The sequence below is a fragment of the Serratia sp. NA_112.1 genome (assembly GCF_052691715.1).
In genome coordinates this window covers 388816-415134 of record NZ_JBQZFO010000001.1, presented here as the reverse complement: position 1 = coordinate 415134, position 26319 = coordinate 388816, and the positions used below count along the sequence as shown (strand labels likewise).

Sequence of the window (26319 nt, the reverse complement as noted above, 5' to 3'; positions counted from 1 at the left end):
TTTTGCCGATTGACATCACCCCGCAATGCGCCTATTTCTAAACAAAATAATTGCATAAAAAGGAACAGGTGATGTCGTCGTTGCACATTTCGCAAGGTTCATTCCGCTTAAGCGATACCCGCACCCTGACGCTGGATACGCTGGATATTCAGGCTGGCGACAGCTGGGCCTTTGTCGGCGCCAACGGCAGCGGTAAATCAGCCCTGGCTCGCGCACTGGCCGATGAGCTGGTGTTATTGAGCGGCGAGCGGCGCAGCGATTTCCGCCATGCGGTGCGTATATCTTTCGAGCAGTTGCAAAAACTGGTCAGCGACGAATGGCAACGCAACAACACCGACCTGCTTAGCCCTGGCGAAGAAGATACCGGCCGCACCGTGGCGGAAATCATTCAGGAAGAACTCAAGGACCCAGCCCGCTGCGCGCAGTTGGCCGAACAGTTCGGTATTACCCCGCTGCTGTCACGCCGCTTCAAATATCTTTCTACCGGCGAAACCCGCAAAACCTTGCTGTGTCGGGCGCTGATGCCGCAACCCGACCTGCTGATCCTTGATGAGCCTTTTGACGGGCTGGATGTCAATTCGCGTGCGCAATTGGCGGCGCTATTGAGCGACCTTTCGGGGCATGGCTATACCCTGGTGCTGGTACTCAACCGTTTTGACGAAGTACCGGGTTTTATCCGTCAGGTGGGCGTCTTGGCAGACTGTACTTTGGCAAGCCAGGGAACGCGGCAGCAGGTGATGGCAGACGCACTGGTCGCTCAACTGGCACACAGTGAAAACCTGGATGGCCTGTCGCTGCCGGAAACCGAGGATCCGGCGCAAAAAACCACGCTGCCAGCAGACCAACCATTAATCACCCTGCGCGATGGCGTGGTCAGCTATAACGATCAACAGATCCTCAATCATCTCGACTGGCAGGTTAACCCCGGTGAGCACTGGCAGATCGTCGGCCCGAACGGCGCCGGTAAATCCACCCTGCTCAGCCTGATCACCGGCGATCATCCTCAAGGATACAGTAACGATCTCACCCTGTTCGGCCGCCGTCGCGGCAGCGGGGAAACCATCTGGGATATCAAACGCCATATCGGCTACGTCAGCAGCAGCCTGCACCTGGACTACCGCGTCAGCGCCAGCGTGCGTACCGTCATCCTGTCCGGTTTCTTCGATTCGATTGGCATTTATCAGGCAGTGTCCGATCGCCAGCGGCAATTGGCCGACCAATGGTTGGCACTGCTGGGACTGGGCGGCTCAAAGAGTGAAGTCCCGTTCCACAGCCTGTCCTGGGGCCAGCAGCGGTTAGCATTGATTGCCCGCGCGCTGGTCAAGCACCCGGCGCTGCTGATACTCGACGAACCGCTACAGGGGTTGGATCCGCTCAATCGCCAGTTGGTGCGCCGTTTTGTCGACGTGTTGATCGGCCAGGGCGCAACCCAGCTGTTGTTTGTTTCGCACCATGCAGAGGACGCGCCACAGAGTATTACCCACCGCCTGAGCTTTGTGCCTGACGGCGACGGCTACCGCTACCAACGCGATACACTAATCTGAAAAATCCGGATGGGTGGCTTTACCACTCATCCGACGACATATCCGGCAACACTTCCCCGGTAACACATCACATTTGGCCTTTTATCATAAGGGGAAAGGATTCGTTTCTGGAGACACTATGTCCGCCGCACTGATTATTATCGATCTTATCGACGATCTGATTGGCCCCAAAGGACGTGCAAATCATTGCCGTGAACAGGCGATCGCGCAAAATCTGATCGCCAACACCAATGCCGCGGCGGCTTACGCTCGGGTACGAAAAATTCCGGTGATTTGGGTGCGCATCGGCTTTGCCGATGACTATCACGATATTCCCGCCCACTCTCCGCTGTTCAACCACCTAAAACAGATCGGTGCGCTGCGTTTAAGCAACCCGGGTTGCCAGTGGGATAAGGATTTGCAGGTCTTACCGGCAGATTTTCAGTTCGAAAAGAACGGAGTTTGCGCCTTTGCCGGTAACAATTTGTTAGCCTGGCTGCTGCAGCATCACTGCCATCATTTGTTGCTGGGCGGCGTCAGTACCCCGCTGGCAATAGAGAGTACCGCCAGGCAGGCGCACGACGCGGGTTTTCAGGTCAGCATCTTGCAGGACTTGTGCGCCGCACCGACTCTGGAGATGCACCAGCAGAGTCTGGATATTCTGCAAAATCTGGCGGAAATCACTCGTTCATCGGCCTGGATGAAGGGCTGAACGCACTATTTGACCCACTGCCCAGCCCACCAGGTTGTATCTCCCCCTTGTGCGTGGCGCCGTCGCAGACCCGAAGGGCTGGGGCCATTTGAACGCGCACCTGTGTTACGAGTTGCTTATTTGGCCCACCAAACCTCACGACTCGGGCCTTGCTGCGCGTTTAAATGACCGCCAGCGGCGCTCACGCTCAAAGGGGTGATGCAACCTATTGTCATTTCACTATGCTACTATCCAAAATAGTGCCCAACTCACCGATCATTAGCACACCGATAAAGCAATGATTGCCTTCGGTAATGGGCACCGTGTACATTTTTTTAAGGGACATAGTTATGTGGGGCGTACTGGCTACGGCGTTATTCTTTTTGCCATTTAACCGGCTTATTGCCTGGGTAATTCTGGCAGCATCGGCAGGAATGGGGATGTACCATGGGGTACTGACCCCACTCAGCCTGGCGTGTTTATTAGGTATTGTCGCTCTTGCAGGATTGCGACACCATTTTCGTGCTCAGCGTAATCTGGCGGTTGCACTCGAAGTGCTGGTGGTCGCAAGCTGTGTGGCGCTATTCCTGCATTGGGTGCCTGGGTTCCATAACCAGTTGATGATTGACGGTGATAAAGCCGGCCCATTGAGCGCGCCGTTTACCATGTATTACAACTTCGACAAGGCGCTGGTACCTTTCCTGCTGTTTGCCTGTTTGCCTACGTTGTTTACCGCGCAAACCGGTAAAAGCGCGAGCAAATCCGGTTGGATCGCGCTGATTATCAGCGTCCCGGCCTTGCTGCTGTTGGCGGTGGCGCTCGGCGGCCTGAAGGTTGAACTGCATGCCCCAGCCTGGATCCTGGCGTTTGTCATGGCCAACCTGTTCTTTGTCTGTATGGCCGAAGAAGCCCTGTTCCGTGGCTATCTGCAGCAACGTCTTAGCCAATGGCTGGGTGCCTGGCCGGCATTGATTATCGCGGCACTGATCTTCGGCGCAGCGCATCTGGCCGGCGGTATGCTGATGGTGGCTTTCGCTACGCTTGCCGGACTGATTTACGGGATTGCGTGGATGTGGAGCGGCCGTCTGTGGGTGCCGATTCTGTTCCACTTCGGGCTTAATCTGACCCATCTGCTGCTGTTCACTTATCCGCTGTACCAGCATCCCTGATCCTCAGAACCGGCAGGTCACCCCCTGCCGGTGAAAACGCTATCACTTCCTTCTGACTGTTATTTCACTCCCCTATTGTTCCTACTGTATTGGTGGTACTTCTGGTTGTGCTATGCTGTGTAAACGATTCCATTTTTCGCTCTGGATCACCTTTTTACTCCAAAGGGCATGCTATATTTTTGGCCATAGTTATCCATTTACCTGAGTTAAAGGTGCGTTAGCGGTATATGAAAGCGATTACACGCAGCCGTAGCGACCAAGAAAAAGGAACCGTCATGACGGATTTTAATCCCATCGATCATCCCCATCGCCGCTACAACCCGCTGACCGGTCAATGGGTATTGGTATCACCGCACCGCGCCAAACGTCCCTGGCAGGGCCAGCAGGAAGCCGCACAGCTTGAAACACTGCCCCAGCACGATCCGAACTGCTTCCTCTGCCCGGGGAATACCCGCGTCACCGGTGATAAAAACCCGGATTATCAAAACACCTATGTGTTCACCAATGACTTTGCCGCGCTGATGACGGACACCCCGCTAGCGCCGGAGAGTCAGGATCCGTTAATGCGTTGCCAAAGTGCGCGCGGCACCAGTCGGGTGCTCTGCTTCTCCCCCGATCATAGCAAAACCCTGCCGGAGCTAACGCTGCCAGCCCTGGAAAGCGTGATCGCCGCCTGGCAGGAACAGACCGCCGATTTGGGACGCAGCTATCCGTGGGTGCAGGTATTTGAAAATAAAGGCGCGGCGATGGGCTGCTCCAACCCACATCCGCATGGTCAGGTTTGGGCCAACAGTTTCCTGCCCAATGAAGCTGAACATGAGGATCGCCTGCAGCGCGAGTATTTCCAGCAGCACCAATCCCCAATGCTGTTGGACTACGTGCAGCGCGAGCAGGCTGACGGCAGCCGCACGATGGTGGAAACCGAGCACTGGCTGGCGGTCGTTCCTTACTGGGCCGCCTGGCCGTTTGAGACGCTGTTATTGCCAAAAACCGCAGTGCAACGCATTACCGATCTCAGCGCCGCACAGAGCAGCGATTTGGCGCTGGCGCTGAAAAAGCTCACCAGCCGCTACGACAACCTTTTCCAATGTTCCTTCCCCTACTCCATGGGCTGGCACGGCGCGCCGTTCAATGATGCGGATAACCGCCACTGGCAGCTGCATGCCCACTTCTATCCGCCACTGCTGCGTTCCGCCACGGTGCGTAAATTTATGGTGGGGTATGAGTTGCTGGCGGAAACCCAGCGTGATCTGACTGCAGAACAGGCCGCAGAACGTCTGCGTGCCGTTAGCGATATTCATTACCGTGAAGCCGGAGCCAAAAAATGAGTTTGAAGAACCTTACCCATACCCTGTTTACCGAACGTTTTGGCTACGCGCCCACGCTGACTATTCAGGCCCCTGGCCGGGTGAATTTGATCGGCGAACACACCGACTATAACGACGGTTTTGTGCTGCCGTGCGCCATTGACTATCAGACGGTGATCGCCTGCGCCAAACGCGACGATCGTCAGATCCGGGTAATCGCTGCCGATTACGAAGGCCAGCAGGATCAATTCTCGCTCGACAGCCCGATCGTCAGCCATCCGAATCAACGTTGGTCCGATTATGTACGCGGAGTAATCAAACACCTGCAGCAGCGTAACGCCGATTTTGGCGGCGCGGATCTGGTGATTTCCGGCAATGTGCCACAGGGCGCCGGCCTCAGTTCTTCCGCCTCACTGGAAGTTGCCGTTGGCCAGGCCATGCAGGCGCTGTATGCCCTGCAGCTCGATGGCGTAGCACTGGCGCTCAATGGTCAGGAAGCGGAGAACCAGTTCGTCGGCTGTAACTGCGGGATTATGGATCAGTTGATTTCCGCTCTCGGCGAGAAAGACCATGCGTTGCTGATCGATTGCCGCTCACTGGAGACCCGGGCGGTATCGGTGCCGGAAGATATTGCCGTGGTGATTATCAATTCCAATGTGAAACGCGGATTGGTGGACAGCGAATACAACACTCGTCGCGAGCAGTGTGAAGAGGCCGCACGCTTCTTCGGCGTCAAGGCGCTGCGCGACGTCAGCCCGGATCTGTTTTTCCGGATCCAGCATGAACTGGATCCGATCGTTGCCAAACGAGCGCGCCACGTGATCAGCGAAAACGATCGAACCCTGGCCGCAGCCGATGCGCTGGCCGCCGGTGATATGAAACTGATGGGCAAATTGATGGCGGAGTCACACGCCTCAATGCGCGATGACTTTGAAATTACCGTACCACCGATTGATCGGCTGGTAGAGATCGTTAAAGCGGTTATTGGCGATCGCGGCGGTGTACGCATGACCGGCGGCGGCTTTGGCGGCTGTATCGTGGCCTTGATGCCGCTGGCGCTGGTGGAGTCGGTCCGCGAAACCGTGGCGCACGAATATCCGTTGCAGACCAACGGGCTGAAAGAAACCTTTTATGTCTGCAAAGCATCAGAAGGGGCCGGAACATGCTAAGCGACAGCCAGACGCTGGCTCCGGACGGCCAGCCTTACCAGTTGACCCAATTGAAAAACGCCGGCGGAATGACGGTCACGCTGATGGATTGGGGCGCTACCTGGCTTTCCGCCGTGCTACCGCTGAAATCAGGCAAAACGCGTGAACTGCTGCTGGGTTGCCAGACACCGGCGGATTACCTGCAGCAGGCAGCCTATCTGGGGGCTACCGTCGGCCGCTATGCCAACCGTATAGCTAACGCCAGCCTGTTGATTGATGGCAAGCCGCATCCGCTGGCGGCCAATCAGGGGGAACACCAATTACACGGCGGGCCGGAAGGCTTCAACACCCGTCGCTGGCGGATTGTTCAACAGGATGAACAGCAGGTGAGCTACGCGCTGCATTCGCCAGACGGCGACCAGGGTTTTCCCGGTAACCTCGACGTGCAGGTCAACTACCGCCTCACCGCCGATAATCGCCTGGAAATCAGCTATCAGGCACGCACCGACTGCGCCTGTCCGGTTAATCTGACCAACCACGCCTACTTCAACCTGGACGGTGCCGGCACCGATGCCCGCCACCAGCGGCTGCAGCTGTTTGCCAACCGCTATCTGCCGGTCGACAGCGAGGGTATCCCCAGCGCCTCCCTTACTCCGGTGGAAGGCAGTGGTATGGACTTCCGTCGCCCGAAAACCCTGCTGCAGGATTTTTTGAGCGATCGCGACCAGCAACGGGTAAAAGGCTACGACCACGCCTATCTGCTACACCGTACCTGTGGCGCACTCGATTGCCCGGCAGCCCACCTGTGGTCGGCCGATGGCCAGGTGCAAATGAGCGTGTTCACCAGCGCACCGGCGTTGCAGCTCTACAGCGGCAATTATCTGGGCGGTACTCCGGCGCGTGACGGCGGCAGCTATGCCAATTACGCCGGTGTGGCGCTGGAAAGCGAGTTTTTGCCGGACAGCCCAAACCATCCGGAGTGGCCGCAACCCAACTGTTGGTTGCAGCCAGGGCAGCAATATCTCAGTGCCACCCATTATCAGTTTTATCCTATTTGACCCGCTACGCCCCTTGCCACGCGGCCAGGGGCCGTTTGTTATAAATGCTTACCTTTTTACCCTTCCGCCCCACAGGCGACTGCCTTTCCTTATTCCAAAGTGAGCACTAGAATCAGGCTACGGTGATAAGCACAACACCTTGTGCAAGGTCACAATTTTCGGCCACCCCGGCCGGTCAATAGCTGAAGGAACACCTATGCGTCTGATTACTGCACTTCCATTACTGGCAGGTTTACTGCTGAGCACCAACCTGATGGCTGCCGACACTGCGGCAAAAACGCCATCCCCGGCGCAGGCTGCACAACAGAAACGCATGACCGATTGTAATCAACAGGCCACCAGCAAAACGCTGAAAGGTGCAGACCGCTCTACCTTTATGAGCACCTGCCTGAAATCTGAAGGCACCACTGCGACCAAAACCCTGACCCCGCAGCAGCAGAAAATGAAAAACTGTAACGCCGACGCCAAGACCAAAAGCCTGACGGGCGACGCACGTAAAACCTTTATGAGCAATTGCCTGAAAAAATCGGCCTGATCCCCCTGCTCCTATGGCACGGCTGAATTCCCTTTAGCCGTGCTGCACTCCCAACCGGCGTCCGCCTGATCGATTCAGCTTTTCCTCGGCACAGCACTTACTTTGCGGCAAGAAATTGGCTATGGTTAAACACTATCGATTGCCGAGCCACCGGCCGCGGCAATATAATGATTTTCGTTATCATTGAAATGTCAGATTATTAAGGAGTTAAGCTATGGCTGTAACTAAGCTGGTTCTGGTGCGTCACGGCGAAAGCCAGTGGAACAACGAAAACCGCTTCACCGGTTGGTATGATGTTGATTTGTCCGAGAAAGGCCGCACCGAAGCGAAAGCTGCAGGCGAACTGTTGAAAAACGAAGGTTTCGCTTTTGACTTTGCTTACACTTCCGTACTCAAGCGTGCTATCCACACCCTGTGGAACATTCTGGACGAACTGGATCAAGCCTGGCTGCCGACTGAAAAATCCTGGAAGCTGAACGAACGTCACTACGGCGCGTTGCAGGGTCTGAACAAGGCTGAAACCGCAGAAAAATACGGTGACGAGCAGGTTAAGCAATGGCGTCGCGGCTTCGCCGTTACCCCACCAGAGCTGACCAAAGATGACGAGCGCTACCCAGGCCACGACCCACGTTACTCCGCGCTGACCGAGCAAGAGCTGCCACTGACCGAAAGCCTGGCGCTGACCATCGATCGCGTGATCCCTTACTGGGATGAAGAAATCCTGCCACGCATCAAAAGTGGCGAGCGCGTTATCGTTGCTGCTCACGGCAACTCCCTGCGTGCGCTGGTGAAATACCTGGATAACCTGAGCGAAGACGAGATCCTCGAACTGAACATCCCAACCGGCGTGCCGTTGGTGTATGAGTTCGACGAGAACTTCAAGCCAATCAAACGTTACTATCTGGGCAATGCCGACGAGATCGCTGCTAAAGCGGCCGCCGTGGCAAACCAGGGTAAAGCGAAGTAATTTTCGCCCATTGATCCCGGTTTGGCCGGTAATGCAGATCGCTTAAGAATGTTTGAACGATCCCGGCAGTAAAAGACAATCCGGAGTCAGCCCCCTGACTCCGGATTTTTTTATGTCTGAATTCGATGCAGTTACAGGGGCTAGCCCCCTATTCGGAGCAATGACCAGTAATTCAATCCGGCAAGTTTCGCAGCCTATAAACATGCGGATCGAGAGTATCAAGCACAGATAGCCAATATGAAAAACATAAGTTTGATGGCATTCTGCTGAGAGGTTAAGAGAATAGCGATTATAAACGTTATGGCCTTCTGTTCGGAAACGGCCAAAAATCCGAATCTACGCATGGAGAATTGAACAACATTTACACTGCAGTCGGTCATGACCTATTATCCATGGATAAAAGGACCGCAATGGACGACGTACAAGGAATGTATCACCATGTCAGCACTAGAGTTTCCCTGCACTATATTCAAAACCCAAAAACGAATGGACGGCTATGCCGCGGAGGATATGCGCTACGGTGATTTAAGCGAATCACAGTTAAAAAATACATTTAATCTAGCCGACATCTCAGCCAGGGTTAATCCGTTCACCTTGACGAAAATCACCCCGTTCAGCCAGCCGCAATCGCTGGCGCGTGGTTCCCGTGGAGAGGACGAGAAAATTACCCGTGAGGCGTGCGCCAAAATTCTGTTTGATGAATTCCGTCACCTCTCGCAGCCTTTCTCCGTATACGGTCCCTACAAGCCGCTGATCGAAAAGATGATCACCCATATGCAGAATGGCAAGGGTTCACCCTTCACCAGTACGCATCTGGATGCGGCTTTGAAGGAGCATATTTTGAGTGACAGATCGCCAGATAATAGCTCACGCTTATTATTGGGGAAATCTTTAAGCCAAAATATAGACTGGGAAAATAAATGTTATCCAATAGAAAATAAAAATGAACTAAACAATGCTACCTTGGAGGAAAGTTACCTAAATTTGATAGATTCCAGGATAATTTTAACGGCATGGGCATCACTGTTCACGACACTTGGGCAACACATATCACCATAAAGTCACTACAGATTGATAATGACCGCTACCGTGCGATTGTGCATTACAAAGTACAGGATCACTTCGGCCTGGACGGTGACGATATTTCAAACTCTAAATTTAACCGGCTTCGTTTTTTCCGCATCTGGTTTGTGCTTCAGCGATACAATATGTTTGGATTTAAACCCTTTATGACCAATATGGAAGCCACTGTAGAGATTACCGGAGCGAGCAATGAAAGTTAAAAATAAGAAAACTATCTGCACACTACTCCTGATCGGCTTCGCTCTGATTTTTTATTTTATCTGGTTATCTAATCGTAAAATTGAAATAGTAGATATCCATCAGAGGAACAATTACAGTGATGTGCTAGTAACAAATTTCCCTTTCACTGACAAAGGTAAAATAAACTGGTGGATAGAAAATAAAGATAGATTAAACACCATGTATAACATACCAAAAGCAGCACCTTATGGTTTATTCACTATAGTATTTTGGGACTTCGGCGAAGGTTATAAAGAAGAAGGAAAGTATGACCGAATGTGTTTCGATGATATGAAAACCAAATTTAACTGCATTGATAAAAATAGAGTCTTCTCAGTTGAGAATAACCTAAGCAATGATACTTTATTTACCGTACATGATGGAATATATCGCATGAAAAAAGATGGGAGAATTATGAAAATTTATCATAAATAAGTCTGTTATCCTCCCGGAGTGAAGGAGGAGAAATTCCCTTCACTTCTGTAATGCCACCATAGCCAAGTATGATAAATATGGAAGCCACTGTAGAAATTACCGGAGCACGCAATGAAAGTTAAAAATAAAAAAACTCTTTGTACACTACTCCTGATTGTCTGCACATTGCTCGGTTACTTCTTCTGGTTGTCACTACGCCCTGTAGAAATTGTGGCTGTCCATAAGGATGGGGAATTTAGTTCGGTTTTAGTTAAAAACTTCCCTTTTACCGACAAAGGAAAGATAAACTGGTGGTTAAGCAACAAAGAAATGTTAAAAGAAAAATATAGAACCCCCGAACCTGCATCAGATGGATTCTTTGCTATCACATTTTGGGATTTTGGTGAAGGCTATAAAGAAGAAGGCAAGTATGACAGACGATGTTTTGATGATATGAAAACCAAATTTAACTGCATTGATAAAAATAGAGTCTTCTCAGTTGAGAATAACAAAAAAAATGATACATTTTTTACCGTACATGATGGAATATATCGTATGAATAAAAATGGAAATATTGAAAAAACTTATAATAAATAAGTTTTTATCCTCCCGAAGTGAAGGAGGAGAAATTCCCTTCACTTCTGTAATGCCACCATAGCCAAGTATGATAAATATGGAAACCACTGTAGATATTACCGGAGCGCGCAATGAAAGTTCAAAATAAGAAAACTCTTTGTACACTACTCCTGATTATCTGCACATTGCTCGGTTACGTCCTCTGGTTGTCACTGCGTCCTGTAAAAATTGTGGCTGTCCATAAAGATGGGGAATTCAGCTCAGTTTTAGTTAAAAACTTCCCTTTTACCGATAAAGGAAAGATAAACTGGTGGTTAAATAACAAAGAAATGTTAAAAGAGAAATATAAAACCCCAGAACCTGCATCAGATGGATTCTTTTCTATCACCTTTTGGGATTTTGGTGAAGGTTATAAAGAAGAAGGCAAGTATGACGGACGATGTTTTGATGATATGAAAAAATTTAAATGTATTGGTAAGAATTTTATTATCATGGTGAGATAAAATAAAAATACTGGTATGTCTTTTATCCTGGATAGCGGAAAATACCATATAAAAGAAAATGGGGGAATAATAAAGAGCAAACCTGAATAAAAACCATCTCTGACATAGTAATAGCAAGAAAATACCCTTCACTCCCGACTTGCGTCAATTATCCATGCGCCCATAGCCAAGTATCAAGAAGGCTATCACGCTTTACCCCCTGACCTCCTTCCGGTAACCCGTCAATGGAAAATTGCAGAAGTGCATGGGTGGTAGTAAGTTACCGACGCCGGGTTTATCAAGTAACAGTGGGTTAACGCATAAATCGCTAACCCACTGTTTATTTGAATAATATGCAAATTATACGCTGTTTGGCAAAAACCGCGTATTGATGACGCAAGCGGCTTTCATCGGATAAAGGAAGCACTTCCCGACAGACATCGGGTCGACTTAAGCAAAACCGCCGGCCCCTCAAAATTCGTCTTGCAAAACAGGTGGCCCATAGATTCCATAGAGATTCCGCAAACTGAGCCCTGTTTTATCAGGCGCGACGCGCCTTAACCGCTTCCGCCAGTTCGCGCAGAACGGTTTCCGTGTCTTCCCAGCCGATGCAGGCGTCGGTGACGCTCTTGCCGTAGACCAGCGGATCGCCGCTTTCCAGGTTCTGGTTGCCTTCCACCAGATGGCTTTCAATCATCACGCCCATAATCGCCTTCTCACCACCGGCAATCTGTTGGCAGACGTCTGCGTTCACTTCCAGCTGCTTTTTGAACTGCTTGCTGCTGTTGGCGTGGCTGAAGTCGATCATCACCTGTGCAGACAGACCCGCTTTGACCAGGCCTTCTTTGACTTCTTTCACGTGTGCCGCACTGTAGTTCGGCTCTTTGCCGCCGCGCAGAATGATGTGACAGTCGCCGTTACCACTGGTGTTAACAATGGCCGAATGGCCCCATTTGGTAACCGACAAGAAACAGTGCGGCGCGCTGGCGGCATTGATGGCATCAATCGCCACCTTGATGGTGCCGTCGGTGCCATTTTTGAAGCCAACCGGGCAAGACAGGCCGGAAGACAGCTCACGGTGCACCTGGGATTCGGTAGTACGTGCGCCGATCGCGCCCCAGCTCATCAGATCCGCCAGATACTGCGGGGTGATCATGTCGAGGAATTCACCGGCAGCCGGCAGGCCAGAGTCATTGATATCCAGCAGCAGCTTACGAGCCAAACGCAGGCCGTCGTTGATCTGGAAGCTGTTATCCATCTGCGGATCGTTAATCAGACCTTTCCAGCCAACGGTAGTACGCGGTTTTTCAAAATAAACGCGCATTACCACTTCCAGCTCGCCGCTCAGTTCCTGACGCAACGCCAGTAAACGACCAGCGTACTCTTTGGCGGCCTTGGTATCGTGGATCGAGCAAGGGCCGATCACCACCAGCAGGCGATCGTCGCTGCCACGTAGGATCTGATGAATGGCATTGCGTGCCTGTGACACCGTCTCTGCTGCACGTTCAGTGGCTGGAAACTTTTCTAACAGGGCCACCGGTGGCAGGAGTTCCTTAATTTCTTTAATGCGTAAATCGTCATTTAGGTAGTTCATCACTTTTCCATTCGGTATCGAGAGGCGTTATTTCGCAGAGCGTAGATCAGACCAATTTAGCCTGTGAGGATAACGCTGTAAATCACCTTTGCCGCCTGCAGAATGAACGTCCGGATTAACAGTAGATTATGCTGTTTCATCGGGAGAGCACAGTGGCTCCTTTTTGGTTATGCTAGCGGCCAGGATCCGTTACCCGAGCCAAACCATGCCCTCATTGTTATTAGTTGATGACCACCCGGTGGTTCATGTCGCACTGGAAGCGGCGCTAATCAAGTCCTCCCGCCCTTACCACCTGCAGGCGGTCCAGGATGACGTACAGGCGTTGACCCAGTTGGCCGCAGCCGACTTTGCACTGGTGATCCTCGATATCGGCCTGCCGCAAGTGGACGGCCTGCAGTTGCTGAAAAAAATTCGCCGCCATTACCCACAGCAGTCGATCCTGATTTATACCGCCCAGGAAGAAGAGATTTATGCCCGTATGGCCTATGCGGCCGGCGCCAACGGCTTTGTCCACAAGGGCAACCGACTGGAACAGCTGGTGCAGGCCATTGAAACCGTGCTGGGCGGCGAGTTGAGCTTTCCTGCTGCGGCGATAGCGGAAGACACCCAGCCGACAGAAGGTTCGTTGCTGACGCCAAAAGAACTGCAGGTTCTCGGGTTGCTCAGCAAAGGGTTATCCAATCTGCAAATTGCCGAGATGCTGAGCATCAGCAACAAGACCGTCAGCACCCACAAAAAGAATATTTTGCGCAAGACTGGCGCCAGCAACCTGCTGGAGCTGGTGGCGGTATTTAAAGAGCTGACGCCATGATGCGTGGGCTGCTGTTGCTGTTAACCCTGCTGCTCAGCCTCGGCAACGTCGCACAGGCGGCGCAGCCGGTACGTTATCAGTTGGTCAGCAACCTGAATATCCCGCTCGATATGCTGATCGCCAGTGAGAAAAACCCCTGGCGCGATACCACCTTGCATGTCGGCATTATCAGTGAAAACACCAGTCCCTATAACATCATTGTGGATGACGATTTGTACGGTTTGAACGCCGACTATCTTTTTTACGTTCAGCAGGTTACCGGCATTCACTTTCAGATTTACGGCTTTGCCGATCTGGCCCAGCTTGAGCAGGCGCTGCATGACGGTACTATCGATCTGGTGTATGGCATTCCGCAGAATGAAGCGCTGCACAGCCTGAAGATTTCGCAGCCTTATTACGTCAGTAATTTGCGTGTGCTGCGGGACCGCAGCAACGATCGTCAGGTGATGCTCAACTCCAGCAATGCTCGGGTGGCGATCAGCACCCTGACCGATATGCAGGCTGGTCATGCGTTGCAGGCGGTGTCCTCGCACGTGCAGCGGTACGACAACAATCTGCAGGCGGTGTATGCCTTGCTCAACGGCAGCAGCGACTACTTTATTGCCGACGAAGCCAGCGCCAGTTTTATTATTGACCAGTTACAGCTCGGTCAGCTTTATCAGATTGAAAGTACCGTTAACCTCGGAAATTTGTCATTCGTATTTGCCTCCGCCAACCCGACGCTGATCGAGACGCTCAACCTGGCCATCGCCGATACCCCGATGGAGTATATGAACGCCCTTCAGAGCCGCTGGAGCAAAAAGATCCCCAGTTATCTCGATACCGGCAATGCCGATCTGACCCAGATGGAAAAAAACTGGGTAGCGACCCATCCCACCGTTTATTACGCCGCCATCGAGAATAATTTTCCATTCGCCTACCGCGGTTCCGGCGGACAGGCGCGCGGATACGCCATCGATATTCTGAATATCGTCGCGCAGAACACCGGGCTACGCTTTATGCCACTTTGGGCACGCAACGCCGAGCAGGCCGACCAACTGGTGCAATCCGGGCAGGCCAGTTTCCGAACCGCCCTGCCGTTGGCACGCAGTGTTAAAGCACACTACAGCGCCAGTATGCCGATCCACCGTTCGCTGTGGGGAGTTTATGTTGGTCAGCAGGCCAACGGCATTTCCACCTGGAGCGATTTGGCCGGTAAACGCATCGGCGTGCTGCAGGGTGATCTGGCGCAAAGCCTGGTTCCGGCCAACAAAGAGTTGATCCGTTTTGCCGACAGCAAGACCATGTATGACGCCCTGGCCAACGGCCAACTGGATGCGCTGGTGGATAATGTGATCTCGGCAAACTTCGTCGCCCTGTCACGTTATTCCGGCGCGATAAAGCTGGCGTTCGCGGCCAATAACATCGCCTATCCGGTGGCATTCGGCGTGCGGCAGGATCAGCCGCTGCTGTTGGCTATTCTCGATAAAAATCTGATGCAAATCCCGTCTGAAACGCTGCAATCGCTGCGTGATGAATGGATTGTCGATCGCAGCAACCTGATTGATGCCGTAAATGAAAACCGCATGCAGCCGCAAACCACCTGGCTGCTGGCGCTGTTGGCGGCGGCGATCCTGCTGCTGCTGGGGCTGACCCTGCGCCGCTTCATCCTGCAACGTCGGGAAAAACGTGAGCGTGAGGTCATCGAACAGGCTCGTCAGCATGCCGAAGCCGAGAACCGGATGAAGAGCAAGTTTCTGGCCACCGTCAGCCATGAACTGCGCACGCCAATGCACGCCATTCTCGGCCTGCTGGAACTGGAGCTCAAACGCCAGCCTACGCCGGAGGGCTTGCCGGTGATTTACAGTTCGGCGTCGTCTTTGCTTAACCTGCTCAATGACCTGCAAGATCACGCGCGGCTGGAAACCGGTTCGTTGACGCTGGTGCCCAGGAGCGTGGCGCTGCAACCCTGGATAGCCCACATCAACGCCCTTTATCAACCGCTGATCGGCGAACGCCCGGTGACGCTAAACGTCAGCGCGGCCGACAACCTGCCCGCCGCTGTCCTCATTGATGGTGAGCGTTTACTTCAGGTAGCTAACAATCTGATAAACAATGCAATTAAGTTCACGCTGCGTGGCACCATTCAGGTGAATATCGGTTGGCATGAGCAGGATCCACCGCAGGGGGAATTGTGGCTGACGGTAGCCGACAGCGGCTGTGGTATCGCCACCGATGAGATAGATAAACTCTTCCGGCCGTTCTATCGCGCACGCGGTGCACAGCGTGTATCCGTTCAGGGGACCGGGTTGGGGCTGTCTATCTGTAAAGAGATTATCGAACAAATGGGCGGTCAAATCGCGTTGCAATCACAACTCGGCATCGGCACCCAGGTGACATTGTCCGTGCCGGTAAGCCAGGTCGCTGTCGATCCCTCGACTCAGCAGGCCGACACACCACCCAATTTGCCGCCGCCCCCCCTGCGCGTAGCGCTGATCGACGATCACCCCACCAACCTGCTGTTGATGGAGCGGCAATTGCGCCACTTCGGCCTGCAGCCAACGCTGTTCGAGCAGGGCTATAAGCTGTTGCAGGCCCACCGTCAGCAGCCGTTTGACCTGCTGTTTATCGATTACAATATGCCGCGTCCGGACGGCCTGACGCTGGCGAGGCTGATACGCCGCGACGAACAACGCCATCAGCGCCCGGCCTGCCAGATCATTCTCTGCTCGGCCGACGTGCAGGAATTTACCCGCATCCCACCGGGGCTGGTGGCGATAGATCGCTTTTTAACCAAGCCAATTTCCCTGGCCGCAATAGCTCAGGCACTACCGCAGCAACCTCAGGCGATGGAGCAGCAGTTAGTCCTTACTGACCTGCAGCAAACCCTGGTCGATATGGCCGGCAATGAGCGACCGATGATCCTGCGTTTGGCCACAACGCTGCAGGAGACGCTGCGGGAAGACCGGCAACGGCTTGAGTTGGCGGCACAGAATCAGGACTGGCCAACCCTGGCGCAAACCGCGCATCGCATCAAGGGCAGCCTGCTGATGTTGCAACAGCCTGCAGCGGCCAACCTGTGCCAACAACTGGCGGACAGCGGCCGTGAAGGAATATTTATTCAGGCCTCCTATACTGAATTGAGTAAGTTAGTGGAACAGATACTGATAGATCTGGATAATCTGGTCAGCACTGACAAGTCGTATTTTGCTATGGATAAGGATGAATAATGTCGGACACCCCACACGTACACCTGCCAAAAGACAGTAATAGTAAACGCCTACTGACCGCTTTTTTAGTCACCGCGGTCTTTATGGTTGCCGAAGTGGCCGGCGGGTTAATTTCAGGTTCACTGGCGCTGCTGGCGGATGCCGGCCATATGCTCACCGATGCCGCCGCGCTGCTGGTGGCCTTGATGGCGGTCCACTTCTCACAGCGTAAGCCCAACGCCCGCCACACCTTCGGTTATCTGCGCCTGACCACCCTGGCGGCCTTCCTCAACGCCGCGGCGCTGTTGGTGATCGTGGTATTCATCCTGTGGGAGGCGATACGGCGTTTCTTCGAGCCACAGCCGGTGATGGGTACGCCAATGCTGATTATCGCCATAGCGGGTCTGCTGGCTAACCTGTTCGCCTTCTGGCTGCTACACCGCGGCAGCGAAGAGAAGAATATCAATGTGCGAGCTGCCGCATTGCATGTGCTGGGGGATTTGCTGGGGTCGGTGGGTGCCATCGCCGCCGCCATTGTGATCCTGACCACCGGCTGGACACCGATTGACCCGATATTGTCGGTACTGGTGTCCTGTCTGGTGATACGCAGCGCCTGGCGGCTGCTGAAAGAGAGCTTCCACGAACTGCTGGAAGGCACGCCGCAGGAAGTGGACATCAACAAGCTGCAAAAAGACCTGTGCCTGAATATTCCGGACGTGCGCAATATTCATCACGTCCATGTGTGGCAGATTGGTGAACAGAAATTGATGACGCTGCATGCGCAGGTGATACCGCCACACGACCATGATGGCCTGCTGCGCCGTATTCAGGCCTATTTGCTGGAGCACTATCGGATTGGTCACGTGACCATTCAGATGGAATATCAGCACTGTGATACCCCCGACTGCGGGATTAACCGGGCCCCCGAGCCGAGTGACCACTCGCATTCACATGTGGGACATCATCACTAGAATCAATTGGGGCGCCCTATTCGGCGCCCCAGCGTTGTTATGGTGCGGAAGATAATGGTCGGCCGGCGCTTTTGATCCACAGCCAGGAACCGTTCAGCGCAATCAGCGTCAGGATCACGTATTCCAGCGCCATGGCATAGACGCCCTGGTAGGCGAATATCGCCACGCTGATCACGTCAATCACCACCCACAGCAACCAGTTTTCCACGTACTTGCGCGTCATCAAGATCATCGCCACGATCGACAACACCATCATGGTCGAATCCCAGAATGGGAAGGCATCCGGCTGCAGCTGCGGCATTTGCACGCTCAGGCCCAGCCCCTGCATTACCGTCACCGCCGCCTGCGTCAACCAGGCAAACACGCGGTCAATGTTGAACGTCATCAAGGCGATGCCGATAACGCATACTGCCGCCCAGCTCAGCGCCTTCGGCAGCGGCAGCCAGCGTATCTTCAACTCGGCCTGATTATCCTGAGTCTGACGGCTCCAGGCGTACCAGCCGTAAATATTGGCGGCAAAAAAGAACAGCTGCAGCAGCAGGCTGGCGTAAAGCTGGATTTGAAAGAAAATCACCGCAAACAGCGTGACGTTAATCAGGCCGAACAGGTAATTGATAATTTTCTCTTTGCTGGCATACCAGATGCACAGCAGACCAAACAGAGTGCCAATAGCCTCAATCCATGACAGATCGTAGCCCCCCACTCCCAGCGGGATATGCACCAGGATATTGCTGGTACTGAAAAAGCTCATTTTATCATCCTTATTAAACGGTTAAGCGTTCCCTTTAACCTGCACCCTTAACTCAGCGGCGAAATCCAACATCCGGTTCAACGGGATCAGCGCCTTCTGACGCAGCGCAGCATCGACGTGGATCTCATGCAGTGCACCGCCGTGCTCCAGCCCATCGGCGATCGCCTTCAGGCCATTCATCGCCATCCACGGGCAGTGCGCGCAGCTACGACAGGTGGCACCTTCCCCGGCGGTTGGCGCTTCGAACAACTCTTTGTCCGGGCAGGCCTGTTGCATCTTATAAAAAATACCGCGATCGGTGGCAACAATCAGCTGCGGATTGGGCAGAGCTTTCGCTGCCTGAATCAATTGGCTGGTTGAACCTACCGCATCGGCCAGGTCTACCACCGCCTGTGGTGACTCCGGATGCACCAGTATCGCCGCGTTCGGGTACAAAGCCTTCATCCGCATCAGGGCCTGGGTTTTAAACTCATCATGTACGATACAGGCGCCCTGCCAGCACAGCATATCGGCACCGGTCTGCTTTTGCACATAGCTGCCCAGATGGCGATCCGGCGCCCAGATGATTTTTTCACCCAAGCTATCGAGATGTTCGATCAGTTCAACGGCGATACTGGAGGTGACCACCCAGTCCGCTCGCGCTTTTACCGCCGCAGAGGTATTAGCGTAAACCACCACGGTCCGGTCCGGGTGGCTGTCGCAAAAGGCATTGAAGTCTTCTTCCGGGCAACCGAGATCCAGCGAGCACTCCGCGTTCAGCGTCGGCATCAGCACCCGTTTTTCCGGGCTGAGGATCTTGGCGGTTTCCCCCATAAAACGCACCCCGGCAACCAGCAGGGTCGAAGCCGGATGATTGCTGCCAAAGCGCGCCATCTCCAGCGAGTCCGCCACGCAGCCACCGGTTTCTTCCGCCAGCGCCTGGATCTCCGGATCGGTATAGTAATGGGCTACCATCACCGCATTACGCTGCTTGAGCAGGATTTTAATTTTCTCGCGGTAAAACGCCTTCTGCGCGTCGTCCAACGGTACCGGCTTGGGTGGGAACGGATACACCGCCGAATTAACATCAAACATTTCACTCATCGCTGCAATCTCTGTGCTAGGCTGGGTGTCTGCTGCCCGGGTATCACCCCATCGCAACCCCCTTCGTTTTATATACTAAACAAAATACCTTTATTTGTGCGAAAAGTCCGCTGATATTTTCAGTGTGAGGTCTTTGTTGTTTAATGGATTGAATTTTTAATGAAAGCAACGATGCTGTAACAAGCAAAATGCATTTTTGAAGGCAAAGCGGATTGAAAGTGTTGTGGAAAACGTACTGGAGATACGATTCGTGCGTTATGTGATGTTCAAGTTGGGGAAAGTGCTGAGGTACTCTGTGAAATGGTGGGCCGTGCGGGATTCGAACCTGCGACCAATTGATTAAAAGTCAACTGCTCTACCAACTGAGCTAACGGCCCACTGAGGGGATACTGCTGAACCGCGTAAGCAGGAGAGGAACTCGCTGCAATAATGGTGGGCCGTGCGGGATTCGAACCTGCGACCAATTGATTAAAAGTCAACTGCTCTACCAACTGAGCTAACGGCCCACTGACGTGGTTTACTGCTGAACAACCAATACAAAACCGAAGCTCGTATTGCGGAAAACCATTCTGAAATGGTGGGCCGTGCGGGATTCGAACCTGCGACCAATTGATTAAAAGTCAACTGCTCTACCAACTGAGCTAACGGCCCACAGCAGTGGTGGGTGATGACGGGCTCGAACCGCCGACCCCCTCCGTGTAAAGGAGATGCTCTACCAACTGAGCTAATCACCCACTAGTGTGGTTACTGCTACTACTTCAGAAATTGGTGGGTCGTGCGGGATTCGAACCTGCGACCAATTGATTAAAAGTCAACTGCTCTACCAACTGAGCTAACGACCCAATTTCCTTGCTGCTTTAACATCTTGCAAGATGTCTTGGCAACGGCGGCATATATTACTAATTTATCTTGGCAGCGCAACCTAAATTTATAAACAACAGGTTCAACTGCTTGTTCTTCACACGAATGAGCCCAGAAACCGGTCAAATCGACTAACTTCTGGGCTCATTTTTTTACTGACTAACCTGCTACTCGACTTTTCGCCTGTTTGGCCGCAGCACTGGTTGGGTATTGTTTGATCACCTGCTGGAACACGGCTTTGGCTTTATCAGCCTGCCCTTTTTCCTGCATGATGATACCCACCTTGTACATTGCGTCCGGTGCCTTAGGTGATTTTGCGTAATTCTTCACTACCACCGCATAATAGTAAGCCGCATCATCTTTCTTACCCTTGTTGTAGAACAACTGGCCCAGCCAATAGTTGGCGTTAGGCTGGTAAGTCGATTTTGGGTACTGTTTTACGAAGGACTGAAAAGCGGAAATAGCCTGGTCATACTGTTTTTTTTCCAGCGCCAATGAAACAGCGGCGTTGTAGTCGCTGTTTTCATCACCCGTACTGGCCGGCGCTACTGCTGTAGCGCCCGCAGAGGCGCTGTCAGCACCGTCGGTGGACGCAGCCGCTGCTGCCCCGCCTGCGGCACCCGCTGCAGCAACGGAGCTCTGAGCGCCACCCTGGCTGATGCTATCCATCTGCTGATAGATCTGCTTTTGGCGTTCAACAACCTGATTCAGTTGATATTGGTTTTCCTGGATTTGCCCGCGGAGAGAATCAATATCGCGCTGATTGTCAGAGAGTTGTTGCTGGAGTTGGTTTAAAAGCTGGCCCTGAGCATTGCTGATGCGCTCAAGTGAGGTGACACGGTCTTCGACCGAGCCGGAGCCGACATTACTGATTGGCGCTTGGGCAGTAGCGGCCCATGGGACCGCTACGCCAACCAGTAACGACAGACTCAACAAGTGACGTCTGAAGTTACTGTTCATGCGATTCTCTTAGTAAACCAGAACTGCACGACGGTTTTTAGCATAAGCCGCTTCGTCGTGGCCCAGTACTGCTGGTTTTTCTTTACCGTAAGAAACGATAGAGATCTGGTCAGCAGAAACGCCTTTACCTTGCAGGTACATTTTGACTGAGTTAGAACGACGCTCACCCAGGGCAATGTTGTATTCCGGCGTACCGCGTTCATCCGCGTGGCCTTCAACGGTCACTTTGTAAGACGGGTTGTTACGCAGGAATGCAGCGTGCGCGTCCAGCATCTGAGCGAACTCAGAGCTCACGTCATACTTGTCCAGGCCGAAGTAAACAATGTTGTTCTTCTGCAGTTCTTGCATCTGCAGACGAGCTTGTTCTTCAGAAGACAGGTTGCTGCTGCCATTTTCTGTACCAGTGCCAGCGCCCATACCAGATTGGTCGTTGTTTGCGCTTTTGTTAGAACTACAAGCCGCTACAGCCAGAACTGGCAGTGCCAGCAGAAGCCCTTTCAGCACTTTGTTCAGTTGCATTTCTTTAATCCTTTTATAGTTTGCCATACATATTTACACATGCATCACAGATACGGCGACCAGGCAGGGAATTTGACCTGTCCATCAGTTGCCGGAAGACGCGCTTTAAAACGCCCATCAGTCGATACCAGTTGCAGCACGGAGCCCATACCTTGCGTGGAGCTATAGATCACCATGGTGCCATTTGGCGCAATACTAGGCGTTTCGTCCAGGAAGGTGCCGGTCAAAACTTGAACCGCCCCCGATCCAAGATCTTGTTTGGCGATATGCTGAGCACCACCGTTGGTCCCCACCATCACCAGGAATTTACCATCAGAGCTGACTTCAGAATCCTGATTCTGAGAGCCTTCCCATGTCAGACGCTGTGACGCACCGCCACTGGCACTGATTTTATAAATTTGTGGTCTGCCGCCCTGATCGGAGGTATAGGCCAGAGACTGTCCATCCGGGAACCAGGTCGGTTCGGTATTGTTGCTGCGCCCGTCGGTGAGTTGGGTAATCTGGCCAGAGCCAAGATTCATCACGTACAGGTTCAGGCTGCCACTTTTAGACAGCGCAAACGCCAGGCGGCTGCCATCCGGTGAGAACGCCGGCGCACCGTTGTGACGCGGGAACGAAGCGATCTGACGAATAGCACCGTTAGCCAGGGTCTGCACTACCAGCGCAGAACGGCCGCTTTCAAAGGTTACGTACGCCAGTTTGCTGCCGTCCGGCGACCAGGCCGGGGACATCAGAGGTTCTGGCGAACGATGTACCGTAAACTGGTTGTAGCCATCGTAATCCGCTACGCGCAGCTCATACGGGAATTTCCCGCCGTTGGTCTGCACTACGTAAGCAATACGGGTACGAAATGCGCCCTTGATACCGGTCAGCTTTTCAAACACTTCGTCACTGGCAGTGTGAGCAGAATAACGCAACCATTGTTTGGTCACTTTGTACTGATTCTGCGCCAGAACGGTGCCCGGTGAGCCAGAAGTGTCCACCAGTTGATAAGAGATCAGGTAGCCGCCGTCTGCACCAGGTTGCACCTGGCCGACCACAACCGCGTCAATACCCAATGCAGTCCAGGCCGCCGGCGTCACTTCAGACGCGGTGGTCGGTTGCTGCGGCATACGCGCCACGTCAATTGGGTTGAATTTGCCGCTGTTGCGCAGGTCTGCGCCGACAATCTTGCCAATATCTTCCGGAGGCGTGCCTGGACCCGCCCATTTAAACGGCACCACGCCAATCGGGCGAGCGGAGTCGACCCCTTGGGTGATTTCAATGCGAACTTCCGCGTGAAGAACGGATGCCCACAGTATTAAAAAACCTAGCGCTACTCGAAATGCCTGCTTCATCTCATCTCCCTTATCCAGGCGGAATGCCTGCGATAAATTAGCAGAATTTTAACAAACCAACTCAAACAAAACTACATAATCCCTGTTGGTTACCTTAGTACATCCCTGCGATATGACTTAGCTAAACAAACATTATTGTGGCTTAAACGTAAGGGGAGCATTCTTAAACACCTCATAAACCGCCTGACTTGGTGGTTTCGGTATTCTGGCCTGTTTCGCTGCGGCTATTGCCGCCTGACACAGTGCCGGATCGCCCCCTTCCGATTTAACATCAATTAACAAACCGTCCGGAGCCAGTTTGATTCGCAGGTCGCACTTCCGCCCTTTGTACAAATCCGCGTCGTAAAACTTGCTTTGGATGGCTGAAGTGATCTGCCCCAGATAGCCGTTGATCTCGGCCCCACTGGCCCCCGCAGTCTTGGCATTGCCCTGACCGGCCGGTTTACCGTCACCCTTCTGCTTGCCGCCGCCTTTCGGCGCGTTTTTACCGTCCGCCAGGCCGCCAAAAATATCATCAACCTCTGAAGCCTGACTCGCAGCTTCGGCAGCCGCCTTCTTCTTGGCATCCGCTGCGGCTTTCTTGGCAGCCGCCTTCTCGGCAGCAGCGGCTTTTTTCTCAGCCTCTGCGGCCGCTTTCTTCTCGGCGTCAGCAGCCGCCTTTTTCTCGGCTTTCTCGGCTTCTGCTGCAGCCTTCTTCTCGGCGTCGGCAGCGGCTTTTTTCTCTGCAGCGGCTTCGGCAGCTGCGGCTTTCTTCGCTTCTTCCGCCTGTTTCTTGGCGGTCGCCGCGGCGGCAGCTTCTTTCTTGGCTTCAGACTCGGCTTTCTTCTGCGCGTCTGCCTGTGCCTTAGCGACCTTATCTGCCTCGGCCTTGGCCTTGGCGGCAGCCGCTTCCGCTACCTTCTGTTGTTCTTTGGCTTTCGCCGCGGCGTTCTCGGCCACTTTTTGCTGTTCAGCTGCCTGCTTTTGCTGTTCAGCCTGTTCTTTCGCGTCCTGAGCCGCTTTTTCCTGCGCGCTCAAACGCTCCTTCTCCAGCTCTTTCAGGCGCTGTTGTTCCGCCGCCTGCTTCTGCTGAAGTTCTTCGGCCTGTTGCTCCGCTTTTTTCTGGCGCTGCTTTTCAGCACGTTGCGCGTCGTTATTCTGCTGTTGCTGGCGGTTGTACTGCTCCACCACTGCTCCAGGATCGACCATCACTGCACCAACGACCGAACCTTCGCCGCCACCGCCGGCACTACTCATTTCGACGTTTTCTTGCAGCGAGCCCCAAATCAGCAGGGCAATCAATACAAAGTGCAGAACGACCGAAACAATAACGGCGCGGTTCAGCTTATCGTTTTGCTCAGTTGCCTTTACCAAAATAGATTCCCAAAAACTGGTGTTGCTTATACGGGGTTCCTGCACCGCAGCGCAGGAACCGGGTTGCCACTGACCTTAGGGTCAAATTGGCTGGGTCATCAGCCCCACGGAAGCGACGCCCGCCTGATGGAGAATATTCAATGCCTTGATAATCTCATCATACGGAACTTCCTTCGCCCCACCGATCAAAAAGACCGTCTTAGGGTTGGCCGCCAAACGTGACTTGGCTTCGGCTGCAACCTGCTCCGGCGGCAACAGTTCCATGCGGTCGTGATCCACCACCATGGTGTATTGGCCCACGCCGGAAACCTCGAGGATCACCGGCGGGTTATCACTGCTGGAGACCGCTTTGGAATCGGTGGCATCCGGCAAGTCAACCTCAACGCTCTGGGTGATGATCGGTGCGGTTGCCATAAAGATCAGCAACAGCACCAGCAACACGTCGAGCAACGGAACTATGTTAATTTCGGACTTCAGCTCGCGCCGATTACGTCCACGAACTCTCGCCATGCTACCTCCTACTTATTTGCTGTCGCTGGAGAAGGCCTGACGATGCAGAATAGCGGTGAACTCTTCCATAAAGTTGTCGTAATTCTGCTCAAGCTTGTTGACGCGCTGGTTGAGGCGGTTATAGGCCATCACGGCCGGAATAGCGGCGAACAGACCGATGGCGGTGGCGATCAGTGCTTCGGCGATACCCGGTGCTACCATTTGCAGCGTGGCCTGTTTCACCGCACCCAGTGCGATAAAGGCGTGCATGATCCCCCACACGGTGCCGAACAAACCGATATACGGACTGATCGAACCCACGGTGCCGAGGAAAGGAATGTGGTTTTCCAGCGTTTCCAGTTCGCGGTTCATCGAGATGCGCATAGCGCGTGACGCACCTTCGATCACCGATTCCGGCGCATGGTTATTAGCGCGGTGCAAACGAGCGAACTCTTTGAAACCAGAGTGGAAAATTTGCTCTGAACCGGTCAGGCTATCGCGACGTGCCTGGCTTTCCTGATACAAACGGGAAAGCTCAATACCGGACCAGAATTTGTCTTCAAAGGCTTCGGCGTCACGCGTGGCCGCATTAAGGATGCGGGTACGCTGGATGATGATCGCCCAGGAGGCCACTGAGAAGCATATCAAGATCAACATGATAAGCTTAACCAGCAGGCTGGCCTTCAAGAATAAATCTAGGATGTTCATGTCATTCACTGCTTAAACTCCGCGACAATAGACTTAGGAAGCGCTATCGGCTTCATTTGGTGTGGATCAATACATGCAATCAACACGTCGGCCTGACTCAAAAGAGTTCCGTCAGAATTGACAATGCGTTGAGCAAACGTAAGAGAAGCCCCGCGCATTGAGGTGATTTCACTCTGGACTTCCAGCTGGTCGTCAAGACGAGCAGGAAGCAGATAATCAACCGTCATGCGCCGGACAGCGAAGGCGACATTTTCACTGAGCAGCTGCTGTTGATGAAAGTTATGATGACGCAGCATCTCGGTGCGCGCTCTTTCAAAAAAAGCCACATAGCGGGCGTGATAGACCACACCACTGGCATCGGTATCTTCGTAGTAAACGCGAACCGGCCATCGAAACAACGTATTACTCACTCTACTTCCCAGCAATGCAATTTAACGGTGCTACTATACGCAAGACGGATCGGGTTGGGAATGGGTTACAAGATGGGAACGAAAATAATTATGGGCCGCGATGGCCCATAAC

At 53.2% G+C, this 26319-nt stretch carries 23 protein-coding genes, 5 tRNA genes and 2 pseudogenes; 15 read left to right on the top strand and 15 right to left on the bottom strand.

The window, feature by feature from the left end:
- Positions 1–71: 71 nt before the first annotated feature.
- From modF to ACUTQ5_RS02015, 12 genes and pseudogenes are all read left to right on the top strand, one after another.
- The gene (gene modF / locus ACUTQ5_RS02070; protein ID WP_445649859.1) at positions 72–1544 is read left to right on the top strand and encodes a molybdate ABC transporter ATP-binding protein ModF; all 1473 of its coding nucleotides are present in this window, start codon (positions 72–74) and stop codon (positions 1542–1544) included.
- 118 nt (positions 1545–1662) lie between these two features.
- Entirely contained in the window at positions 1663–2235 is a 573-nt protein-coding gene (locus ACUTQ5_RS02065) for a cysteine hydrolase family protein (protein ID WP_445649858.1), read from the top strand.
- Between the two features lie 329 nt (positions 2236–2564).
- Complete coding sequence (locus ACUTQ5_RS02060) at positions 2565–3383, top strand: CPBP family intramembrane glutamic endopeptidase (RefSeq protein WP_261090049.1); 819 nt, start codon at positions 2565–2567, stop codon at positions 3381–3383.
- 275 nt (positions 3384–3658) lie between these two features.
- On the top strand, positions 3659–4711 hold the full coding sequence (gene galT, locus ACUTQ5_RS02055; RefSeq protein WP_445649857.1) for a galactose-1-phosphate uridylyltransferase: 1053 nt from the start codon (positions 3659–3661) through the stop codon (positions 4709–4711).
- Positions 4708–5859: a galactokinase gene (galK, locus tag ACUTQ5_RS02050; protein WP_445649856.1), complete on the top strand. Its 1152-nt coding sequence runs from the start codon at positions 4708–4710 to the stop codon at positions 5857–5859. Before galT ends, galK begins: the two co-directional genes overlap by 4 nt.
- Positions 5853–6896, top strand: a complete 1044-nt coding sequence (gene galM / locus ACUTQ5_RS02045) for a galactose-1-epimerase (RefSeq protein WP_445649855.1) — start codon at positions 5853–5855, stop codon at positions 6894–6896. Before galK ends, galM begins: the two co-directional genes overlap by 7 nt.
- Positions 6897–7092: 196 nt before the next feature.
- Positions 7093–7431, top strand: a complete 339-nt coding sequence (locus ACUTQ5_RS02040) for a PsiF family protein (protein WP_445649854.1) — start codon at positions 7093–7095, stop codon at positions 7429–7431.
- Positions 7432–7645: 214 nt separating this feature from the next.
- Entirely contained in the window at positions 7646–8398 is a 753-nt protein-coding gene (gene gpmA / locus ACUTQ5_RS02035; RefSeq protein ID WP_012005722.1) for a 2,3-diphosphoglycerate-dependent phosphoglycerate mutase, read from the top strand.
- 438 nt (positions 8399–8836) lie between these two features.
- A pseudogene (locus ACUTQ5_RS02030) lies at positions 8837–9681 on the top strand (YPO3983 family protein).
- Positions 9671–10135, top strand: coding sequence for a DUF943 family protein (locus ACUTQ5_RS02025; RefSeq protein WP_445649853.1), 465 nt, complete (start codon positions 9671–9673; stop codon positions 10133–10135). The pseudogene ACUTQ5_RS02030 and the gene ACUTQ5_RS02025 overlap by 11 nt, the downstream one beginning before the upstream one ends.
- Positions 10136–10246: 111 nt before the next feature.
- Positions 10247–10711, top strand: a complete 465-nt coding sequence (locus ACUTQ5_RS02020; RefSeq protein WP_445649852.1) for a DUF943 family protein — start codon at positions 10247–10249, stop codon at positions 10709–10711.
- Between the two features lie 110 nt (positions 10712–10821).
- A pseudogene (locus ACUTQ5_RS02015) lies at positions 10822–11283 on the top strand (DUF943 family protein).
- Positions 11284–11713: 430 nt separating this feature from the next.
- On the opposite strand, the gene aroG reads toward ACUTQ5_RS02015, so the two are convergent.
- Positions 11714–12766 carry a 3-deoxy-7-phosphoheptulonate synthase AroG gene (gene aroG, locus ACUTQ5_RS02010; protein ID WP_445649851.1) on the bottom strand — a complete coding sequence of 351 codons (1053 nt, stop codon included), beginning with the start codon at positions 12764–12766 and terminating at the stop codon, positions 11714–11716.
- A gap of 205 nt (positions 12767–12971) precedes the next feature.
- Here aroG and ACUTQ5_RS02005 point away from each other — a divergent pair, with 205 nt between their 5' ends.
- From ACUTQ5_RS02005 to zitB, 3 genes are read left to right on the top strand one after another with little or no spacing between them, the layout of a single operon-like run.
- Positions 12972–13577, top strand: a complete 606-nt coding sequence (locus ACUTQ5_RS02005) for a response regulator (protein ID WP_445649850.1) — start codon at positions 12972–12974, stop codon at positions 13575–13577.
- Entirely contained in the window at positions 13574–16786 is a 3213-nt protein-coding gene (locus tag ACUTQ5_RS02000) for an ATP-binding protein (RefSeq protein ID WP_445649849.1), read from the top strand. Before ACUTQ5_RS02005 ends, ACUTQ5_RS02000 begins: the two co-directional genes overlap by 4 nt.
- Complete coding sequence (gene zitB / locus ACUTQ5_RS01995; protein WP_445649848.1) at positions 16786–17736, top strand: CDF family zinc transporter ZitB; 951 nt, start codon at positions 16786–16788, stop codon at positions 17734–17736. The genes ACUTQ5_RS02000 and zitB overlap by 1 nt, the downstream gene beginning before the upstream one ends.
- Before the next feature lie 37 nt (positions 17737–17773).
- On the opposite strand, the gene pnuC is transcribed toward zitB, so the two are convergent.
- The 14 genes from pnuC to ybgC form a co-directional block, all read right to left on the bottom strand.
- Complete coding sequence (gene pnuC, locus ACUTQ5_RS01990; RefSeq protein ID WP_445649847.1) at positions 17774–18487, bottom strand: nicotinamide riboside transporter PnuC; 714 nt, start codon at positions 18485–18487, stop codon at positions 17774–17776.
- Positions 18488–18508: 21 nt separating this feature from the next.
- Complete coding sequence (gene nadA, locus ACUTQ5_RS01985) at positions 18509–19570, bottom strand: quinolinate synthase NadA (protein WP_445649846.1); 1062 nt, start codon at positions 19568–19570, stop codon at positions 18509–18511.
- 301 nt (positions 19571–19871) lie between these two features.
- Positions 19872–19947, bottom strand: a tRNA-Lys gene (locus tag ACUTQ5_RS01980).
- A gap of 53 nt (positions 19948–20000) precedes the next feature.
- A tRNA-Lys gene (locus ACUTQ5_RS01975) sits at positions 20001–20076 on the bottom strand.
- Between the two features lie 69 nt (positions 20077–20145).
- A tRNA-Lys gene (locus ACUTQ5_RS01970) sits at positions 20146–20221 on the bottom strand.
- A gap of 7 nt (positions 20222–20228) precedes the next feature.
- A tRNA-Val gene (locus tag ACUTQ5_RS01965) sits at positions 20229–20304 on the bottom strand.
- A gap of 32 nt (positions 20305–20336) precedes the next feature.
- A tRNA-Lys gene (locus ACUTQ5_RS01960) sits at positions 20337–20412 on the bottom strand.
- A gap of 178 nt (positions 20413–20590) precedes the next feature.
- Positions 20591–21391, bottom strand: a complete 801-nt coding sequence (gene cpoB, locus ACUTQ5_RS01955; protein ID WP_445649845.1) for a cell division protein CpoB — start codon at positions 21389–21391, stop codon at positions 20591–20593.
- Between the two features lie 9 nt (positions 21392–21400).
- Positions 21401–21910, bottom strand: coding sequence for a peptidoglycan-associated lipoprotein Pal (gene pal / locus ACUTQ5_RS01950; RefSeq protein WP_445649844.1), 510 nt, complete (start codon positions 21908–21910; stop codon positions 21401–21403).
- A 44-nt stretch (positions 21911–21954) separates the two neighbouring features.
- Positions 21955–23247, bottom strand: coding sequence for a Tol-Pal system beta propeller repeat protein TolB (gene tolB / locus ACUTQ5_RS01945; RefSeq protein ID WP_445649843.1), 1293 nt, complete (start codon positions 23245–23247; stop codon positions 21955–21957).
- A 132-nt stretch (positions 23248–23379) separates the two neighbouring features.
- Positions 23380–24600 carry a cell envelope integrity protein TolA gene (tolA, locus tag ACUTQ5_RS01940; RefSeq protein ID WP_445649842.1) on the bottom strand — a complete coding sequence of 407 codons (1221 nt, stop codon included), beginning with the start codon at positions 24598–24600 and terminating at the stop codon, positions 23380–23382.
- 81 nt (positions 24601–24681) lie between these two features.
- On the bottom strand, positions 24682–25110 hold the full coding sequence (gene tolR / locus ACUTQ5_RS01935) for a colicin uptake protein TolR (protein WP_135315565.1): 429 nt from the start codon (positions 25108–25110) through the stop codon (positions 24682–24684).
- A 12-nt stretch (positions 25111–25122) separates the two neighbouring features.
- A complete protein-coding gene (gene tolQ, locus ACUTQ5_RS01930) occupies positions 25123–25806 on the bottom strand; it encodes a Tol-Pal system protein TolQ (protein ID WP_135315564.1) in 684 nt (227 codons plus the stop codon).
- Complete coding sequence (ybgC, locus tag ACUTQ5_RS01925; RefSeq protein ID WP_012005710.1) at positions 25803–26207, bottom strand: tol-pal system-associated acyl-CoA thioesterase; 405 nt, start codon at positions 26205–26207, stop codon at positions 25803–25805. The genes tolQ and ybgC overlap by 4 nt, the downstream gene beginning before the upstream one ends.
- Between the last annotated feature and the right edge of the window lie 112 nt (positions 26208–26319).

Excerpts from the sequence above, each read along its gene's own strand:
- ACUTQ5_RS02020 (WP_445649852.1), top strand. The coding sequence starts at position 10,247 with ATGAAAGTTAAAAATAAAAAAACTCTTTGTACACTACTCCTGATTGTC.
- ACUTQ5_RS02040 (WP_445649854.1), top strand. The coding sequence starts at position 7,093 with ATGCGTCTGATTACTGCACTTCCATTACTGGCAGGTTTACTGCTGAGC.
- nadA (WP_445649846.1), bottom strand. The coding sequence starts at position 19,570 with ATGAGTGAAATGTTTGATGTTAATTCGGCGGTGTATCCGTTCCCACCC.
- galK (WP_445649856.1), top strand. The coding sequence starts at position 4,708 with ATGAGTTTGAAGAACCTTACCCATACCCTGTTTACCGAACGTTTTGGC.
- cpoB (WP_445649845.1), bottom strand. The coding sequence starts at position 21,391 with ATGAACAGTAACTTCAGACGTCACTTGTTGAGTCTGTCGTTACTGGTT.
- modF (WP_445649859.1), top strand. The coding sequence starts at position 72 with ATGTCGTCGTTGCACATTTCGCAAGGTTCATTCCGCTTAAGCGATACC.
- pal (WP_445649844.1), bottom strand. The coding sequence starts at position 21,910 with ATGCAACTGAACAAAGTGCTGAAAGGGCTTCTGCTGGCACTGCCAGTT.
- galT (WP_445649857.1), top strand. The coding sequence starts at position 3,659 with ATGACGGATTTTAATCCCATCGATCATCCCCATCGCCGCTACAACCCG.
- galM (WP_445649855.1), top strand. The coding sequence starts at position 5,853 with ATGCTAAGCGACAGCCAGACGCTGGCTCCGGACGGCCAGCCTTACCAG.
- pnuC (WP_445649847.1), bottom strand. The coding sequence starts at position 18,487 with ATGAGCTTTTTCAGTACCAGCAATATCCTGGTGCATATCCCGCTGGGA.
- gpmA (WP_012005722.1), top strand. The coding sequence starts at position 7,646 with ATGGCTGTAACTAAGCTGGTTCTGGTGCGTCACGGCGAAAGCCAGTGG.
- zitB (WP_445649848.1), top strand. The coding sequence starts at position 16,786 with ATGTCGGACACCCCACACGTACACCTGCCAAAAGACAGTAATAGTAAA.
- tolB (WP_445649843.1), bottom strand. The coding sequence starts at position 23,247 with ATGAAGCAGGCATTTCGAGTAGCGCTAGGTTTTTTAATACTGTGGGCA.
- ACUTQ5_RS02065 (WP_445649858.1), top strand. The coding sequence starts at position 1,663 with ATGTCCGCCGCACTGATTATTATCGATCTTATCGACGATCTGATTGGC.
- ACUTQ5_RS02060 (WP_261090049.1), top strand. The coding sequence starts at position 2,565 with ATGTGGGGCGTACTGGCTACGGCGTTATTCTTTTTGCCATTTAACCGG.
- ACUTQ5_RS02000 (WP_445649849.1), top strand. The coding sequence starts at position 13,574 with ATGATGCGTGGGCTGCTGTTGCTGTTAACCCTGCTGCTCAGCCTCGGC.
- ACUTQ5_RS02005 (WP_445649850.1), top strand. The coding sequence starts at position 12,972 with ATGCCCTCATTGTTATTAGTTGATGACCACCCGGTGGTTCATGTCGCA.
- ACUTQ5_RS02025 (WP_445649853.1), top strand. The coding sequence starts at position 9,671 with ATGAAAGTTAAAAATAAGAAAACTATCTGCACACTACTCCTGATCGGC.
- aroG (WP_445649851.1), bottom strand. The coding sequence starts at position 12,766 with ATGAACTACCTAAATGACGATTTACGCATTAAAGAAATTAAGGAACTC.
- tolR (WP_135315565.1), bottom strand. The coding sequence starts at position 25,110 with ATGGCGAGAGTTCGTGGACGTAATCGGCGCGAGCTGAAGTCCGAAATT.